General features: G+C 63.8%; 15 protein-coding genes. 7 read left to right on the forward strand and 8 right to left on the reverse strand.

What is annotated here, in order from left to right; translation table 11 throughout:
- The first annotated feature begins 155 nt into the window (after positions 1-155).
- Positions 156-1,598 (forward strand): SulP family inorganic anion transporter, encoded by a 1,443-nt coding sequence (locus CQW31_RS20055; RefSeq protein WP_054884887.1) that lies wholly within the window; start codon positions 156-158, stop codon positions 1,596-1,598.
- A 112-nt stretch (positions 1,599-1,710) separates the two neighbouring features.
- On the opposite strand, the gene fusA is transcribed toward CQW31_RS20055, so the two are convergent.
- Positions 1,711-3,822, reverse strand: coding sequence for an elongation factor G (gene fusA / locus CQW31_RS20060; protein WP_054884888.1), 2,112 nt, complete (start codon positions 3,820-3,822; stop codon positions 1,711-1,713).
- 73 nt (positions 3,823-3,895) lie between these two features.
- On the reverse strand, positions 3,896-4,321 hold the full coding sequence (locus tag CQW31_RS20065; protein ID WP_099815223.1) for a hypothetical protein: 426 nt from the start codon (positions 4,319-4,321) through the stop codon (positions 3,896-3,898).
- Positions 4,322-4,560: 239 nt separating this feature from the next.
- Here CQW31_RS20065 and CQW31_RS20070 point away from each other — a divergent pair, with 239 nt between their 5' ends.
- Positions 4,561-4,863: a hypothetical protein gene (locus CQW31_RS20070; RefSeq protein WP_054884890.1), complete on the forward strand. Its 303-nt coding sequence runs from the start codon at positions 4,561-4,563 to the stop codon at positions 4,861-4,863.
- A 3-nt stretch (positions 4,864-4,866) separates the two neighbouring features.
- On the opposite strand, the gene CQW31_RS20075 is transcribed toward CQW31_RS20070, so the two are convergent.
- On the reverse strand, positions 4,867-6,117 hold the full coding sequence (locus tag CQW31_RS20075) for an aspartate aminotransferase family protein (RefSeq protein WP_099815224.1): 1,251 nt from the start codon (positions 6,115-6,117) through the stop codon (positions 4,867-4,869).
- Between the two features lie 209 nt (positions 6,118-6,326).
- Positions 6,327-7,223, reverse strand: a complete 897-nt coding sequence (gene gcvA / locus CQW31_RS20085; protein WP_099815225.1) for a transcriptional regulator GcvA — start codon at positions 7,221-7,223, stop codon at positions 6,327-6,329.
- A 267-nt stretch (positions 7,224-7,490) separates the two neighbouring features.
- Here gcvA and CQW31_RS20090 point away from each other — a divergent pair, with 267 nt between their 5' ends.
- Both CQW31_RS20090 and CQW31_RS20095 read left to right on the forward strand, forming a co-directional pair.
- Positions 7,491-8,873, forward strand: a complete 1,383-nt coding sequence (locus CQW31_RS20090) for an amino acid permease (RefSeq protein WP_099815226.1) — start codon at positions 7,491-7,493, stop codon at positions 8,871-8,873.
- Positions 8,874-8,931: 58 nt separating this feature from the next.
- The gene (locus CQW31_RS20095; protein ID WP_054884894.1) at positions 8,932-9,429 is read left to right on the forward strand and encodes a PaaI family thioesterase; all 498 of its coding nucleotides are present in this window, start codon (positions 8,932-8,934) and stop codon (positions 9,427-9,429) included.
- Here CQW31_RS20095 and CQW31_RS20100 read toward each other — a convergent pair.
- The gene (locus CQW31_RS20100; protein WP_099815227.1) at positions 9,407-9,832 is read right to left on the reverse strand and encodes a hypothetical protein; all 426 of its coding nucleotides are present in this window, start codon (positions 9,830-9,832) and stop codon (positions 9,407-9,409) included. The genes CQW31_RS20095 and CQW31_RS20100 overlap by 23 nt on opposite strands.
- Before the next feature lie 208 nt (positions 9,833-10,040).
- Here CQW31_RS20100 and CQW31_RS20105 point away from each other — a divergent pair, with 208 nt between their 5' ends.
- Entirely contained in the window at positions 10,041-10,736 is a 696-nt protein-coding gene (locus tag CQW31_RS20105) for a glutathione S-transferase N-terminal domain-containing protein (protein WP_054884896.1), read from the forward strand.
- 168 nt (positions 10,737-10,904) lie between these two features.
- Here CQW31_RS20105 and CQW31_RS20110 read toward each other — a convergent pair whose 3' ends face one another.
- A complete protein-coding gene (locus CQW31_RS20110; RefSeq protein WP_099815228.1) occupies positions 10,905-12,521 on the reverse strand; it encodes an inorganic phosphate transporter in 1,617 nt (538 codons plus the stop codon).
- Positions 12,522-12,642: 121 nt separating this feature from the next.
- On the opposite strand from CQW31_RS20110, the gene CQW31_RS20115 reads away from it, so the two are divergent.
- Together CQW31_RS20115 and CQW31_RS20120 are read left to right on the forward strand one after the other, a co-directional pair.
- Complete coding sequence (locus CQW31_RS20115; RefSeq protein ID WP_054884898.1) at positions 12,643-13,029, forward strand: DUF488 domain-containing protein; 387 nt, start codon at positions 12,643-12,645, stop codon at positions 13,027-13,029.
- On the forward strand, positions 13,019-13,450 hold the full coding sequence (locus CQW31_RS20120) for a GNAT family N-acetyltransferase (RefSeq protein WP_054884899.1): 432 nt from the start codon (positions 13,019-13,021) through the stop codon (positions 13,448-13,450). Before CQW31_RS20115 ends, CQW31_RS20120 begins: the two co-directional genes overlap by 11 nt.
- 125 nt (positions 13,451-13,575) lie before the next feature.
- Here CQW31_RS20120 and CQW31_RS20125 read toward each other — a convergent pair whose 3' ends face one another.
- Together CQW31_RS20125 and CQW31_RS20130 are read right to left on the reverse strand one after the other, a co-directional pair.
- Positions 13,576-15,030 carry a right-handed parallel beta-helix repeat-containing protein gene (locus CQW31_RS20125; protein WP_099815229.1) on the reverse strand — a complete coding sequence of 485 codons (1,455 nt, stop codon included), beginning with the start codon at positions 15,028-15,030 and terminating at the stop codon, positions 13,576-13,578.
- Between the two features lie 3 nt (positions 15,031-15,033).
- On the reverse strand, positions 15,034-16,161 hold the full coding sequence (locus CQW31_RS20130; RefSeq protein WP_054884900.1) for a polysaccharide lyase: 1,128 nt from the start codon (positions 16,159-16,161) through the stop codon (positions 15,034-15,036).
- Between the last annotated feature and the right edge of the window lie 8 nt (positions 16,162-16,169).

Raw genomic sequence — 16,169 nt, forward strand, 5'->3', positions numbered from 1 at the left:
CTTTTATCCTCAATTATCCGGCCAACTATAAAATATTGTCCGCCGAATAATTGAGGAAAGCCGTGGCGCTGCGGTGGCCGCTGTCAGACAAATTCCGTAACATCGCGCCCCTTGTTTTTCCGTACCGTCCGCCCGGACCGCACCACAGGATGCCCATGAAACCCGCCCGACTACGTGCCGACCTGCTCGCCGGCCTGACCACTTCGTTCGCCTTGGTGCCCGAGTGCATCGCCTTCGCCCTGGTGGCCCACCTCAATCCATTGATGGGCCTGTATGGCGCTTTCATCATCTGCACCCTGACGGCGCTGTTCGGTGGCCGCCCGGGGATGATCTCCGGTGCCGCAGGCTCGATGGCGGTGGTGATCGTCGCCCTGGTGGTGCAGCATGGTGTGCAATACCTGCTGGCCACCGTCCTGCTGGGCGGGGTGGTGATGATCCTGTTCGGCCTGCTGCGTTTGGGCAAACTGGTGCGGCTGGTGCCGTACCCGGTGATGCTCGGCTTCGTCAACGGCCTGGCGATCGTCATCGCCCTGGCCCAGCTCGAGCACTTCAAGGACGGTGGGCACTGGCTCAGTGGCGCACCGCTGTACCTGATGATCGGCCTGGTGGCGCTGACCATGCTGGTGGTCTATGTGTTGCCGAAACTGACCCGTGCGGTGCCGCCTGCGCTGGTGGCGATTCTCGGTGTTGGCATGCTGGTGTACCTGCTCGGCCTGCCGACCCGCACCCTCGGTGACATGGCGCATATTGCCGGTGGCCTGCCGCAGCTGGCCCTGCCGGCGGTGCCCTGGAACCTGGAAACCCTGAAAATCATCGTCCCCTACGCAGTGCTGATGGCCATGGTCGGCCTGCTGGAAACCCTGCTGACCCTCAACCTTACCGATGAGATCACCGAGAGCCGTGGCTACCCGGACCGCGAGTGCGTGGCGTTGGGGGCGGCCAACATGGTCTCCGGCCTGTGCGGTGGCATGGGGGGCTGCGCAATGATCGGCCAGACCGTGATCAACCTCAGCTCCAATGGCCGTGGCCGGTTGTCAGGCGTGGTAGCGGGGCTGATGATCTTGCTGTTCGTACTGTTCCTGTCGCCGCTGATCGAGCGCATTCCGCTGGCGGCGCTGGTCGGGGTGATGTTCGTGGTGGCCCAGCAGACTTTTGCCTGGGCCTCGTTGCGGGTGCTGCACAAGGTACCGGTGAGCGACGTGCTGGCGATCATCGCCGTGACCGTGGTGACGGTGTTCACCGACCTGGCGGTGGCGGTGCTGTTCGGCATTGTCATCGCGGCGGTCAACTTTGCCTGGCAGCATGCCCGTGAGCTGTATGCCGACAGCCACGAGGACGGGGAAGGGGGCAAGCATTACCAGGTGCATGGCACGTTGTTCTTTGCCTCGACCACACCGTTTCTCAACCAGTTCGACCCCGCCAATGACCCGGCCAAGGTCATCCTTGATTGCCAGCATCTGAGCTTTGTCGATTATTCGGCGATTGCGGCGTTGAAGACCTTGCGTGAGCGTTATGCCAAGGCGGGTAAGCATCTGCGGGTGGTGCATCTGTCGGAGCGTTGCAAGAAGCTGCTGAAGCGGGCTGGCGAGCAGCACTGACTATCGTTGTGACCTGCACCGGCCTCTTCGCGGGCACGCCCGCTCCCACAGGGAATATGCGATCCCTGTGGGAGCGGGCGTGCCCGCGAAGAGGCCGGTACAGGAAAAATGCTCACTCCCCGCGGTTTTTCTTGACGATGGCATCGGCAATGCTAGCCGGTGCCTCGGCATAGCGGGTGAATTCCATCGAGAAGCTTGCCCGCCCCTGGGTCATCGAGCGCATCGAGGTGGCATAGCCGAACATCTCGCCCAACGGCACTTCGGCGCGGATCACCTTGCCGGCGGGGGTCTCGTCGCCATCCTGGATCATCCCCCGACGTCGGCTCAGGTCGCCGAGGATATCGCCCTGATACTCCTCCGGTGTCACCACCTCGACTTTCATCACCGGCTCCAGCAACACCGCACCGCCTTTCTGCGACAGCTGCTTGGTGGCCATGGACGCCGCGATCTTGTAGGCCATCTCGTTGGAGTCGACGTCGTGGTAGGAGCCGTCGTACACCGCTGCCTTCAGGTTGATCAGCGGGTAGCCGGCCAGTACCCCGTTCTTCATCTGTTCCTCGATGCCTTTCTGGATCGCCGGGATGTACTCGCGCGGCACCACGCCGCCGACAATCTCGTTGATGAATTCCAGGCCTTCCTTGCCTTCATCGCCGGGGGCGAAGCGGATCCAGCAGTGGCCATACTGCCCGCGCCCGCCGGACTGGCGAACGAAGCGGCCCTCGATCTCGCAGGTGTTGCGGATCTTCTCGCGGTAGGCCACCTGCGGCTTGCCGATGTTGGCGTCGACATTGAATTCGCGTTTCATGCGGTCGACGATGATGTCCAGGTGCAGTTCGCCCATGCCGGAAATGATGGTCTGGCCGGTTTCTTCATCGGTGCGCACACGGAACGACGGGTCTTCCTGGGCCAGCTTGCCCAGGGCGATGCCCATCTTCTCCTGGTCGCCCTTGGTCTTCGGCTCCACCGCCACCGAGATCACCGGGTCGGGGAAGTCCATGCGTTCGAGGATGATCGGCTTGTCGATGTCGCACAGGGTGTCGCCGGTGGTGACGTCCTTCATGCCGATCAGCGCGGCGATGTCGCCGGCGCACACGTCCTTGATCTCGGCGCGCTGGTTGGCGTGCATCTGCACCATGCGGCCGATGCGTTCCTTCTTGCCTTTCACCGAGTTGAGCACGGCGTTGCCCGAACTGAGCACACCGGAATACACCCGGGCGAAGGTCAGGGTACCGACGAAGGGGTCGGTGGCGATCTTGAAGGCGAGGGCGGAGAAGGGCTCTTTATCGTCAGCGTGACGCTCCAGATGCTTTTCCTCGTCGTCCGGGTCGGTGCCCTTGATTGCCGGGATTTCCGAGGGCGCGGGCAGGTAGTCGATCACCGCGTCGAGCATCAGCGGCACACCCTTGTTCTTGAACGACGAGCCGAGAATGGTCGGTACGATTTCATTGGCGATGGTGCGCTGGCGCAAGGCTGCCTTGATTTCATCGACGCTCAGCTCCTCGCCCTCGAGAAACTTCATGGTCAGTTCATCATTGGCTTCGGCCGCGGCCTCGATCATGTGCGCGCGCCATTCGTCGGCCAGCGCCTGCAGTTCGGCGGGAATGTCTTCTTCGCGGTAGCTGGTGCCCTGGTCATTGTCGTTCCAGTAGATCGCCTTCATCTTCACCAGGTCGATCTGGCCGATGAAGTTCTCTTCGCTGCCGATGGCCAGCTGGATCGGCACCGGGTGGTGGCCCAGGCGCTGGTCGATCTGTTTGACCACACGCAGGAAGTCGGCGCCCTGGCGGTCCATCTTGTTGATATAGGCCAGGCGCGGCACGTGGTACTTGTTGGCCTGGCGCCAGACCGTCTCGGACTGCGGCTCGACGCCGTCGGCGCCGCTGAACACCACCACCGCGCCATCCAGTACGCGCAGTGAACGCTCCACCTCGATGGTGAAGTCGACGTGGCCGGGGGTGTCGATGATATTGAAGCGGTACTTGTCGGCGAACTGCTTGGTCGAGCCCTGCCAGAAGGCCGTGGTCGCCGCCGAGGTGATGGTGATGCCGCGCTCCTGTTCCTGGGCCATCCAGTCCATGGTCGCGGCGCCATCGTGCACCTCGCCCATCTTGTGGTTGACCCCGGTGTAGAACAGGATGCGCTCGGTGGTCGTGGTCTTGCCAGCGTCCACGTGGGCGACGATGCCGATATTGCGGTACAGCTCGATGGGCGTTGTACGGGCCATGACGGACTACCTGCAGATGGGCGGATTCCCCCACGGTAGCAGAGCGGGGGAATCCTGCCTGACCGCCGGGCCGTCAGTCAGCCTGGGCTTGCAGCATCCACTGGCCGTCGATTTCGCGGGCCAGGCCGCTGGCCGGCAGCAGGGCCAGCAGGCGCTCGTGCAGGGCGACCTCAGTGAATGTCTTGAGGGTGGTGAGGTCCAGCGCGCCGAGCAGGGTGAGGTCGGCCTTGGTGTACGACAGCCAGGCCTTTTTCAGTACCTGGGCGACGTCGCTGCCTGCGGTGCTGGCGAAGCGGCGATGCCACGGGCGGCCTTCGAAGGTGAACGTGTGGGCGTGGCTGTAGCTGCTTTGGTCGCTGCCTTCGGCGCAGCGGTGGCAGCGGCACGGGCCTTCGCCAAAGGCGTTGCGCAGGAAGCTGTTGAAATCCACGACGGGCTTGAGGGTCAGGCGTTTGTCGACCTCGAACAGGTCGGCGATCAGGGGTTCTTCGGCGCTCACTCAGGTGTCCTCGTGTGGTGTGGCGTGCATCGGCGGGCACCCTAACAGATCGGGGCAGCTTTTGCAGGCCTGGCCTCTTCGCGGGCTCGCCCGCTCCCACAGGTACCGTGCACACCTTGAGCAATGTGAAATTCCTGTGGGAGCGGGTTTACCCGCGAAGAGGCCGGTAGAGACAACGGAGATCGCCTGCCGTACTCTACGCGCCCATATACCCAGACACCCTTTTGAGGTAACCCCGCTTGAGCACCAAGTACCCTTACACCGCCACCGTGACCATCAGTGCCGAAGACCGCGGGGGGGACACCGAAGCCTCGGAAAACCCGGGCATGCGCGTCGGGCTGGAAGCGGTGACCGAAACCCTGAAGAAGGTGCATTTCGTCGGTACGCTCGCGGCCCCCGAAAAAACCGCCACGCACATCTGCGTGACCCTGGAGAATGGCCTGACCTACTACGGCCCGATCGTCAACGGCCATGCCGAACTCGAAGGCGGCTGGATCGCCTTCGAGTCCGACATGCTCACCCCTGAAGAACTGGGCCTGTAACCCTCAGCTCAGTTCAGCCAGGCACTGCTCGAGGATATCCAGCCCTTCCTCGAGCACCTCGGCCTCGATGGTCAGCGGCGCCAGCAGGCGAATGATGTGCCGCGCCTTGCCGCTGGGCATCAGCAGCAGCCCCTTGGCTCGCGCCGCTTCGATCACCTTGGCCAACTGCACGGGCGCCGGGCTGCCGTCGGCATTGACCAGCTCGATACCGCGCATCGCGCCGGTACCGGTCAGGCGGCCGATGTACGGGCTCAGGTTCGAGGTCTTCCAGCAGGCATGGCGGCCAACGATAGCCTGTTCCTGGCGCTCACCCCAGGTGGCGACGTTCTCGTCGGTCATCTGTGCCAGGCTTGCCAGTGCTGCCGCGCAGGCGATCGGGTTGCCCGAATAGGTGCCCCCCAGGCCACCCTTGGGCAGTGCTGCCATCACGTCCTGACGCCCGACCACGGCGCCCAGCGGCATGCCGCCAGCGATGCTCTTGGCCAGCAACAGCAGGTCCGGTTCGATTCCCAGGCGCGGGAAGGCGAAGCGCTGGCCGGTGCGGCCGAAGCCGGACTGGATCTCGTCGATGATGATCAGGATCCCGTGGTCATCGCAGAACCGCCGCAGTGCCTGGGCGAACGCTGGGTCCAGGGCGAGGAAGCCGCCTTCGCCCTGCACCGGTTCGAAGATGAACGCCGCCACGTCCTCCACCGCCAATTCGACGCTGAACAGGCGGTCCATGGCCTTGAGCGCCTGCTCGCAGCTGACGCCGGTATCGGCGCTGGGGTAGGGCAGGTGGTACACCGGCCCCGGCAATTCGCCGACCCGCTGCTTGTAGGGCGCGACCTTGCCGTTGAGGTTCAGGGTGGCCAGGGTGCGGCCGTGGAAGCCGCCGTCGAAGGCGATGATGGCGCGTTTGCCGGTGGCACCGCGGGCGACCTTCAGGGCGTTTTCCGCCGCTTCCGCACCGCTGTTGGTGAGCATGCCGGCCAGCGGGTAGCTGACCGGGACGAACTGGCGCAGGCGCTCCATCAGCTCCAGGTACGGGCCATGGGGCGCGGCGTTGAACGCGTAGTGGGTCAGGCGGCTGGCCTGGGCCTGGATCGCCTCGACCACCGCCGGGTTGCAGTGGCCCAGATTGAGCACCCCGATACCGCCAACAAAGTCGATGTAGCGTTTGCCGTCGGTATCCCAGACTTCGGCATTACGGCCATGGGAAAGTGTGATCGGATGAACGATGGCAATGGATTGACTGATACTTTCCAGTTTCATGGGCACGCGGACCTTGTTCGAGTTTCTTAATATCCAAGCGCGCCGCGGTATTATTCCGCAAACGAATTATTCGATTGCGATCATTCCTAAGATTCATGAACTTGCCTCTTCGCGGGCAAGCCCGCTCCCACAGGATCAGCGCAAGATTCAAGCCTTGTGCATTACCTGTGGGGGCGGGCTCGCCCGCGAAGAGGCCGGTACAGGCGACATCAATCCCCCTCGGCCACCCGCTCACGAATCCACTGCACGAAGGCCTTGACCTTGGGCACTTCGGCGGCGTGTTCGGCGTGGGCGATGAAATGCCGGCCATTGCTCGCCACCGGGTGGTCCCAGGCCACCACCAGCTTGCCTTCGCTCAGTTCTTCAGCCACCAGGTAGCGCGGAATCAGGGCAATGCCACTGCCGGCGATGGCCGCGCGGATGCACAGGTAGAACGTGTCGAAGCGCGGCCCGTGGTAGCTGTTCTGGCTGTGCAAGCCCAACCCCAAAAACCACTCATGCCAGGCCTCTGGCCGTGATGCGCACTGCAGCAGCCGGTGTTCGGTGAGTGCCTCGGCGCTGTCGAAGCGGTGCCGGGCCAGCAGCTCGGGTGCGCACACCGGCACCACCTCCTCGCTGAACAGCTCGATGCAGGTGGCCCCCGGCCAGGTGCCCTGGCCAAAGAAGAAGGCGATATCGGCCTTGGCCTGCACCAGGTCGAACGGCTCCAGCTCGTTGCGGATGTCCAGGTGGATGCGCGGGTGGCGGTCGCCGAAGCCCTTGAGCCTGGGTACCAGCCAGCGCGCACCGAAGGTTGGCTGGGTGGCGATGCGCAGCACCTCGGTCTCGTCGCCGTAGCTGAGGATGTAGCGGCTGGAGATGTCGATCTGGTTGAGGATCTTGTTCACTTCGGCGAGGTACAGCGCGCCGGCCGGGGTCAGGTGCAAGCGCCGGCGGATACGCTGGAACAGCGAATGCGAGAGCATGTCCTCGAGTTGCGCAACCTGCTTGCTGACAGCGCTCTGGGTCAGGTGCAGCTCCTGCGCCGCGCGGGTGAAGCTCAGGTGCCGGGCGGCGGCTTCGAAGCACTGCAGGGCGGTGGTCGAGGGCATCAGGCGTTTGGACATGGCAGGCGCGTACCGAGCAAAAAAAGATGAAGTTCATTCCGTATTGGAATCATGTGCTTCGAAAAGGTCGTTTGTTGACCTCGCCCTATAGATTAATACTGACCTCGATCAACGATTACAACCGGTACGGCGAAGAGGAGGTAACGGCGCGACCGGCGACATAAAACAACAACAACGAGCAATACGACCTACCCGACTTCTGCTCCAACTTTTCAGCCGACGACGGCACTCAAGCCGCACGCCGGCCGACCCATTCGAGGGTTCTTCATGGCTTCGCTACACAACAACAAACAGCGTTCCTTGCAGCACGGCCTGACCTCGCGTCAGGTGTCCATGATCTCCATTGCCGGCATCATCGGCGCCGGCCTGTTCATCGGTTCTTCCAACGCCATCGCCACGGCGGGCCCGGCCATTCTCATCTCCTACGCCATGACCGGCCTGCTGGTGCTGCTGGTGATGCGCATGCTGGGCGAAATGGCCATCGCCAACCCCAACAGCGGCTCGTTCTCCACTTACGCCTCGGAGGCCATCGGCCCCTGGGCAGGCTTTACCATCGGCTGGTTGTACTGGTGGTTCTGGGTGCTGATCATCCCGGTCGAGGCCATCGCCGGTGCAGACATCCTGCATGCCTACTTCCCGGGCGTGCCATCCTGGCTGTTCGCTTTCCTGATCATGGTCGTGCTGTCGGGCAGCAACCTGGTCAGCGTGAAGAACTTCGGTGCGTTCGAATATTGGTTCGCGCTGGTCAAGGTGGTCGCCATCATCGCCTTCATCGCGGTCTGCAGCCTGGCCGTGTTCGGCGTCTGGCCGCTGGCCGAGGTTTCCGGCATCAGCCGCCTGTGGGACAACGGTGGGTTCATGCCCAACGGTTTCGGCACCGTGCTCGGTGGCGTGCTGATCACCATCTTCTCGTTCTTCGGCGCCGAGATCGTCACCATTGCTGCCGACGAGACCGCCAACCCGAAAGACAAGATCCGCCGTGCCACCAACCTGGTGGTGTACCGCATCGCCATCTTCTACCTGGCGTCGATCTTCCTGGTGGTGTCGCTGGTAGCCTGGAACGACCCTGGCCTGAAAGCGGTGGGCTCGTTCCAGCGCGTGCTGGAAGTGCTCAACGTGCCGGGCGCCAAGCTGCTGGTCGACCTGGTGGTGCTGGTGGCCGTGACCAGCTGCATGAACTCCGGCCTTTATACCGCTTCGCGGATGCTCTATTCGCTGGGTGCCCGCGGCCAGGCGCTGAGCATGACCAAGCGCATTTCCGGTGCTGGCGTGCCGACCGTGGCGGTGCTCCTTTCGACCCTGGCCGGTTTCGTCGGCTGCTTCGTCAACTATGTACTGCCGGGCAAGGTCTTTGGCTTCCTGCTGTCCACCACGGGCGCCATCGCCTTGCTGGTATACCTGGTGATCGCCGTGTCGCAACTGCGCATGCGCGCTCGTGCCGAACGTGAAGGGCGGCCGCTGGAGCTGAAGATGTGGCTGTTCCCGTGGCTGACCTGGCTGGTGATCGGCACCATCGTCATGGTCCTGGGCTACATGCTGTTCAGCGACGCCTACCGCTACGAGACGCTGATGACCGCTGGCGTGACCCTGTTCATCCTGCTGGTGTCGCTGACCCAGAAGGGCGGCAAGGTGGTTGCCCAGCCGGCTTGAACTTTCTGCTTTAATGGGGGCGTTTCGCGCCCCCATTCCAACAAGCACAAGGCTGCGTATGAACGATAACCCCCTTTCCCTCCAGGCCCTCGCTGCCCCCGAAGGCACCTGCTTCGGCTGCGGTTGCTCCCACCCCTCCGGCCTGCACCTGCAAAGCCACTGGGACGCCGACGGTATTCACCTGCTGTGCCGGCACTCACCCGACAGCACTTACATCGGCTGGCCCGGCCTGGTCTATGGCGGCCTGCTGGCGATGCTGGTCGACTGCCATTCGAACTGGACCGCCATGGCCTACCACTACCGCGCCGAAGGCCGCGAAGCGGGCAGCCTGCCGCGCATCGATTGTGTCACCGGCAGCCTCGGGCTGAATTACCTCAAGCCCACGCCGATGGGGGTAGAGTTGCTGCTCAAGGCGCGTGTGGAAGGTGAAGTCGGGCGCAAGACCCGGGTCGTCTGTGAGGTCTGGGCGGGCGATGTGCTGACGGTCAGCGCCGACTCGGTGTTCGTGCGGGTGGACACCGAAAAACTCAAGCTCAAGGCTCATGGTCATGCGTAGATGGAGATAACACTTCAAGGTCCCAGCACTGGACCTCGACTTTCTCATCATCATGTTCCCAAGTGAACTCGAACTCTCCTTTTAACGAGCGTTGGTTAAACTCGATCGATTCGAGAATGAACGCACCGTTTTCAATCGGCTGGACATCACGATTGTAGAGGCCGAATTCGATAAGCAGACGATCTTCACGATCATCGTCGCCATCAAGTCGGTATGTGCCTTTCTTCGGTGCATTGTGCCCCGTCAAGCGCAGCCAGTATTGAGGTCGCTGATTGTGCTCTTCACTGATGGCTTCGATATCGAAGCCATCCTCCCACCAGTCTTGCCGATAAACTGTAAGTTGCGCTGGCGAGGTTCCTGTCCGTCCTTCGAGCATCAGGTTGATTTCGAGTGTCGTGGGCATGGTCCGTTCCTCTGGTGCCCGCACAGATTGTGCAGTGCTTACAGCTGGACGGTATGACTTAAGCATAGGGGCGTCTACTGGTAGAAATGCCAGGCAGGGGAGTACTCGATTCTGCTCAGGCTTGCGCGTCGTCTGCCAATTGCTCGGAGATGGTCAAACCAGAGCAATGTCCTTAGAGTGATGAGTTTCACTCCTGCAGGGACCGAGCATGACCGATCTGAGCGCTTTCCCCATCACCCATAAATGGCCTGCGAAGCATCCTGAGCGCCTGCAACTGTACTCGCTGCCCACGCCCAACGGCGTCAAGGTGTCGATCATGCTGGAGGAGATCGGCCTGGCCTACGAGCCGCACAAGGTCAGCTTCGATAACGATGATCAACTGAGCCCCGAGTTCATTTCGCTCAGTGCCAACAACAAGATCCCGGCGATCCTCGACCCCAACGGCCCAGGCGGCCAGCCGTTGCCGCTGTTCGAGTCGGGGGCGATCCTGCAGTACCTGGCGGAAAAGAGCGGCAAGTTGCTGAGCCAGGATCCGGCCCAGCGCTACCAGACCCTGCAGTGGCTGATGTTCCAGATGGGCGGCATCGGGCCGATGTTCGGCCAGGTCGGCTTCTTCCATTTCTTTGCCGGCAAGGAATACGAAGACAAGCGCCCGCGGGACCGTTACGTCAACGAATCGAAGCGCCTGCTGGGCGTGCTGGACCGCCACTTGGAAGGGCGTGAGTGGATGGTCGACGAATACAGTATCGCCGATATTGCCATCTTCCCTTGGGTGCGCAACCTGGTAGAACGCTACAACGCCCGCGAGCTGGTGGGCTTCGATGAATTCAAGGAAGTGCAGCGGGTGCTGGCGAAGTTCCTTGAACGGCCAGCCGTGCAGCGTGGCCTGAAAATTCCCGCCTGATCAGCTCACGCCACTTCCTGCAGGTGCGGCCTTTGTGGGAGCGGCCTTGCGTCGCGAAAGGGCTGCGAAGCAGCCCCCAGCGATATGTAATGGCGCAGAAATCCTGGGGCCGCTTCGCGCCCCTTTCGCGACGCAAGGCCGCTCCCACAAAAAAGCGTTCATTGCGGATCAGAAAATCTGGTTCAGCAGCCAGTACAGGCTGCCGGCCAACAGCATCGCCGCAGGTAGCGTCAGCACCCAGGCCATCAGCAGGTTGATCAGCGTGCGCTTCTGAATCCCCGAGCCGTTGGCGACCATGGTCCCGGCCACCCCCGAACTCAGCACGTGGGTGGTCGACACCGGCAGCCCGAACATGTCCGCCGCACCAATGGTGCACATGGCGACCAATTCCGCCGAAGCCCCCTGGGCATAGCTCAGGTGGGTCTTGCCGATCTTCTCGCCCACCGTCACCACGATACGTCTCCAGCCGACCATCGTCCCCAAGCCCAGGGCGATGGCCACCGCCACCTTGACCCACAGCGGGATGTAGCGGGTTGCGTCGTCCAGTTGCGTCTTGAACGCCAGCACCTGGCTGTGGGTGTCGGCGTCAAATGCCACCAGCTGTTTCTTTTCGATCAGGCGGATGGTTTCGCTGGCCAGGTACATGTCGTTGCGCACGTTGGCCATGGCTTCGGCCGGCACGCGCTTCAGTGAACCGTAGCCTTTGACCTGGTCACCGATCTGGCCGGTGAGCGCGGCCAGTGCCGGTACCAGTTGGGGCGTGGCCTTGGGCTCGGCAATGAACGCGGTCAATGCCTGGCGGGGGTCGCCGGGGGCCGGCGCCGGCGCGGTGTGGACCAGCGCCTGGCGGGTGACTTCGGCAACGGCAGAGAACTGCAGGGCCTGCTCGCTGGGCATGGTCTTGTTCAGGGCATAGGCCATCGGCAGGGTGCCGACCAGAATCAGCATGATCAGACCCATGCCCTTCTGCCCGTCGTTGGAGCCGTGGGCGAACGACACCCCGGTGCACGTCAGGATCAGCACCCCGCGGATCCACCACGGTGGCGGCGTGCGGCCTTCCGGCGCCTGGTACAACGCCTTGCGCTTGACCAGCGCGCGCAGCGCCAGCAGCAACACGGCGGCACAGGCGAAGCCGATCAGCGGCGAGAACAGCAGGGCATAGCCGACCTTGCTGGCCTGCGCCCAGTCGACCCCGCTGGTGCCATCACGCCCATGCATCAGCGCGTTGGCCACGCCGACGCCGATGATCGAGCCGATCAGTGTATGCGAGGAGGACGCCGGCAACCCCAGCCACCAGGTGCCGAGGTTCCAGATGATCGCCGCCAGCAGCAAGGCAAAGACCATGGCGAAGCCAGCCGAGGAACCGACCTGTAGAATCAGCTCTGCCGGCAACAGGGCGATGATGCCGAACGCCACCGCGCCACTGGAAAGCAACACGCCGAGAAAGTTGCACAAGCCGGACCAGACCACCGCCACCGGTGCCGGCAGCGAGTGGGTGTAGATCACCGTGGCCACCGCGTTGGCGGTGTCATGGAAACCGTTGACGAATTCGAAGCCCAGGGCAATCAGCAGCGCCAGGCCCAGCAGCAGAAACGGCGTGACGGTGGTGATTGCCGTCCCACTGGCGGCCACGTCCTGCTTGAGGCTCCAGGCGGTGTAGGCGATGCCGGCCAGCAGCAGGCCGAAGAACAGCACGAGGGTGGCGCGCCCGGGTTTGTGTGAAAGCTGCGGGCGAGCATCGCTGTGGACCAGTGGCGGCTGGCTGGCCAGGGACGGGGTTGCCATGGGAGCTCCGATTGGCGTCGGCGAGGGTGGCTCTGAGCATAGAAACAATTCCCCGGCTGGACGTGACCTCGGTCAATGATTTACCTAGGCTCAAGACAGACGGTAAAGGCAGGAGAACCCCATGATTCGTTGCAAGCGCGTCTACGACGCGCCAGAGGAGGAAGATGGCCGGCGCGTGCTGGTCGACCGCCTGTGGCCGCGCAATAAACGCAAGGACCAACTGCATGGCGAGTGGTTTCGCGAAGTAGCGCCATCCACTGATTTGCGCAAGGCGTTTCATCAGGGCGAGGTGGATTTCGCCGGTTTCACCCAGCGCTATCAGCAGGAACTGGCGGCGCACCCGGAACACTGGTATCCGCTGCTGGACCTCGCCGCCAAAGGCAACCTGACCTTGCTGTATGCCGGCAAGGACGCCGGGCACAACAATGCCCAGGTGCTGGCGGCCTGGCTGGAAGACGAACTGGAGCGGCGCGGCCCGGGCAGCTCGCCGGTATGCTATGCCCGTTGAGCTGATCGCCGCGAGCGATGCCTGGTGCACGTTTGCCCGGGACCTGACGCGACGGGCGATGTTGCCCTATTACCGCGAGTTCGACCTGTTGTGGATCGAGGAGGCCTTCGACGAAGCCTGGGGCTGGCGCGAGCAATGGCTGGTGATGGAAGGGGAGGTCGTGCTGGGTTTCTGCAGCCTCAGCCAGGACCGGCAGGCATTGTTCATTCGTGAGTTGCACCTGGTGCCGGAGCAGCGTGGGCGCGGGGTGGGCAGCCAGGTGCTGGAAACCCTGGCAGACTGGGCGGCGCAGCGGCGTTTGCCACTCTTGAGGTTGATGGTGTTCAGGAGCAACCCGGCGCGGCAGTTGTACCTGCGCCATGGGTTTGTCGAGATGGGTGAGGATGATTGCTTTGTGAGGATGCAGCGAGTTATCGGTTGACCTGTGCCGCCCTCTTCGCGGGCTCGCCCGCTCCCACAGGATCACCACAATTCTGAATGCTGTGGAGTACCTGTGGGAGCGGGCGAGCCCGCGAAGAGGGCGGTGCAGTTACAGCAGATGCTGGATCACTGCTGCCTCACACGCACAGTCTCACCCTGGCGAACCGTGGCCTCGAGCAACTGCCCCTGCAAGGGCAACAAATCGCCGATCAACAGGTTTTGCAGCAACGGCTTGCCATCGAAGCTGTTGCCCCCCAGCACCACATCCCGCACACCCTCGACCCGCACCAGCGCCTTGCCGACCCGGCCCAGGCGATTGCCGCTGAGCAGCAAGGGCCCGGCCAGCGGCGTGGCATTGCGCAGGCTGATGGCATATTCCGCGGTATTACCGATGCGGTTGTCGAGCAGCGCCACCGCGCCCACCTCGCTGGCATCCACCGCGCTGCCCTGGCTGCTGGCCAGCAGGTTGTCGTCGATCACCAGCGGTGCCGTTGCAGTGGGTGCCAGGTCGCGCAGCTGGATGCCGTTGCCACGGCTGTCGCCGATGCGGTTGCCGGCCAGCAGCACTGCGCCTTGTTGCTCGCTGACTTCGATGGCGGCCTTGGTCGCGCCGAGGATCAGATTGCCTTCGACCAGGGCGCGGGTCTGGCCACGCAGGCGCACGCCACTGTTGTTGTCGATGCCGCGCAGCTGGTTGCCCTGCAGCCTGACCTGGCTGTTCTGCACATCGATGGCGTATTGCTGCGACTGCCCGAACTGGCTGCCGGTGATGGTCGCCTGGCTGTGTTGCAGCTCCACCGCGCTGGACATCTCGCTGAACTGGCTGTCGCGGATGATCAGCGTGGCCGGGCGCGTGCTGGCCGCCTGCTGGGTGCTCAAGGCGGTGGTCAGGCCACGGGAGAGGTTGGCGTTGTAGCCCAGGCGCTTGAGCGTCGAGCCGATCACCTGGGTATGGCTGCCGGCCCAGGCCACCACGAACGGCCGCCAGGCCCGGTCGGTGCTGCCCGGCTTGTCGCCGGCCATGCTCTCCAGGCTGGACTGGTTGAGCCCGAGCCAGCCCTGGTTGATCAGCGCCGTGCCGGAGAAACTCGAGAGGTACAGGCTGGTGCCTTCGAGCACCAGTCCGGCATCGCTGGCGATCATCAGCGGGTAGCTGAGCAGGTAGCCGTCCTTGTAGCGCTTGAGGATGCGTGGATCATTCAGGGCGTCGTGCAACTGCGCCAGGGTGATGCTGCCACCGCGCAGCATCACCACTTGCGGGTGGTGCGCCTGGTAACCGGCGATGGCGCGGAACAGGCCATTGTTGACGAATGGCTCGAACGGCCAGCTGCCGGCCTGGGACGAGAACATTGGCTGCAGGCTGACGCTGGCGCGCCCGGCCGGGCGTGGCCGCTCGGCCTGCTGGAAGGCCACGGCCTGGCGCACCTGCTGGCGCAGCTGCTCGACCTTGAGCTGGCGTTGCTCACCGGGCAGGGTGTCCATGGTCTGGTTGACCGGCAGCGCTTGGCTGGCGGCGTGGGCAGCGCCGGCCAGGCACAAGGCGGCCAGGCAAGTGAGGGAAAAGCGGGCGAGGGCAGCCATGGGTCAGCTCCTTGATCCGGGCAATGGGGGGTAGAACGCTTTGATCGGGCCGCCGAGCTGGCTGTAGTTGTCCACCTCGCCGTCTTCGCTGTCGTACAGCTGGCGCGCCAGTGCATGGCCGGGGTTGCGTTGCAGGAACGGGATCAGCCAGGCCAGTTTGTAGGGTGCCACGTCCGCCTGGGGTTGGCCCTTGAGTTCGGGCAGCTCACCTGGGGCGAGCACCGTGCGGGCAGCGAAGCTGGCCAGCTGGTCGAGGGTCTGCTGGTCGTCGTGGCTCCACGGCAGGTTATTGGCACGTGCCGACTCGGCCAGCAGCACCAGCGGCACCAGGGCGTACTGGCTGTAGTTGGCCGCCAGCTTGCTGCGCGCCACTTCCAGCGGCAGATAGGCGTAGTTACCGTTGTTGGCGCGCACGGCCTGGGCCAGGGCACGGCGCAGGTTGCCGTCGGCCCACTGGATGAAGTCGTCGCGGCCGACCAGCATGCCGGTGGCGGCCACGGCCCAGGCTGCCCAGTAGTCGTGGTTGTTGAAGTACACACCGCTGGTGCTGCGGCGCGGGTCGTACTCACGGATCACCTGCTCGCCGAGGCGGGTGAACCAGCTGCGCTGCGTTTCGTTCAGTTGCAGCTTGCCGTCGGCGGCCGACTGGGTCAGCAGCACGGCACCGGCCATGGCCGCCAGCGCCCATTTGCGCGCGGCCATGCCGGTGCCGCTGGCATCCGGGTTGAGCAGGGCGCCGGCTTCGGCCCAGTGTTGCAGCCACTGGTCCTGGCAGGCCAGGGCCATGTTGGCGTCCTGAGGTTTCTTGGCGCCCTGGAAGCGTTTGCTGGCGTAGATCAGGCCACCGACGAACTGCTTGACCTGCTTGGCGATCTGCTCGCTGTTGGCGTCGGGGCTGCTGCGCAGGGTCGACTTGCTGGCGTCGCGCTGGTCGTACTTGCTTTCCAGGCGCAAGCTGCCGGTGTAGGGCGCGGGCGGTTCCCTGGTGCAGGAGAGGGTGCGGTAGTCGGCGATCATGGCCGACTGCGGAGTGCTGTGGGCGGGCCAGATGGATTGCGCCGCCTGTGTCAGTGGGCTCATCAGAAACATCATGAGCAGGACCGGGGCTGCTTTGCAGCCCTTCGCGAGCATGCCCGCTC

The sequence above is a fragment of the Pseudomonas sp. 382 genome (assembly GCF_002759075.1).
GTDB lineage: Bacteria > Pseudomonadota > Gammaproteobacteria > Pseudomonadales > Pseudomonadaceae > Aquipseudomonas > Aquipseudomonas vlassakiae.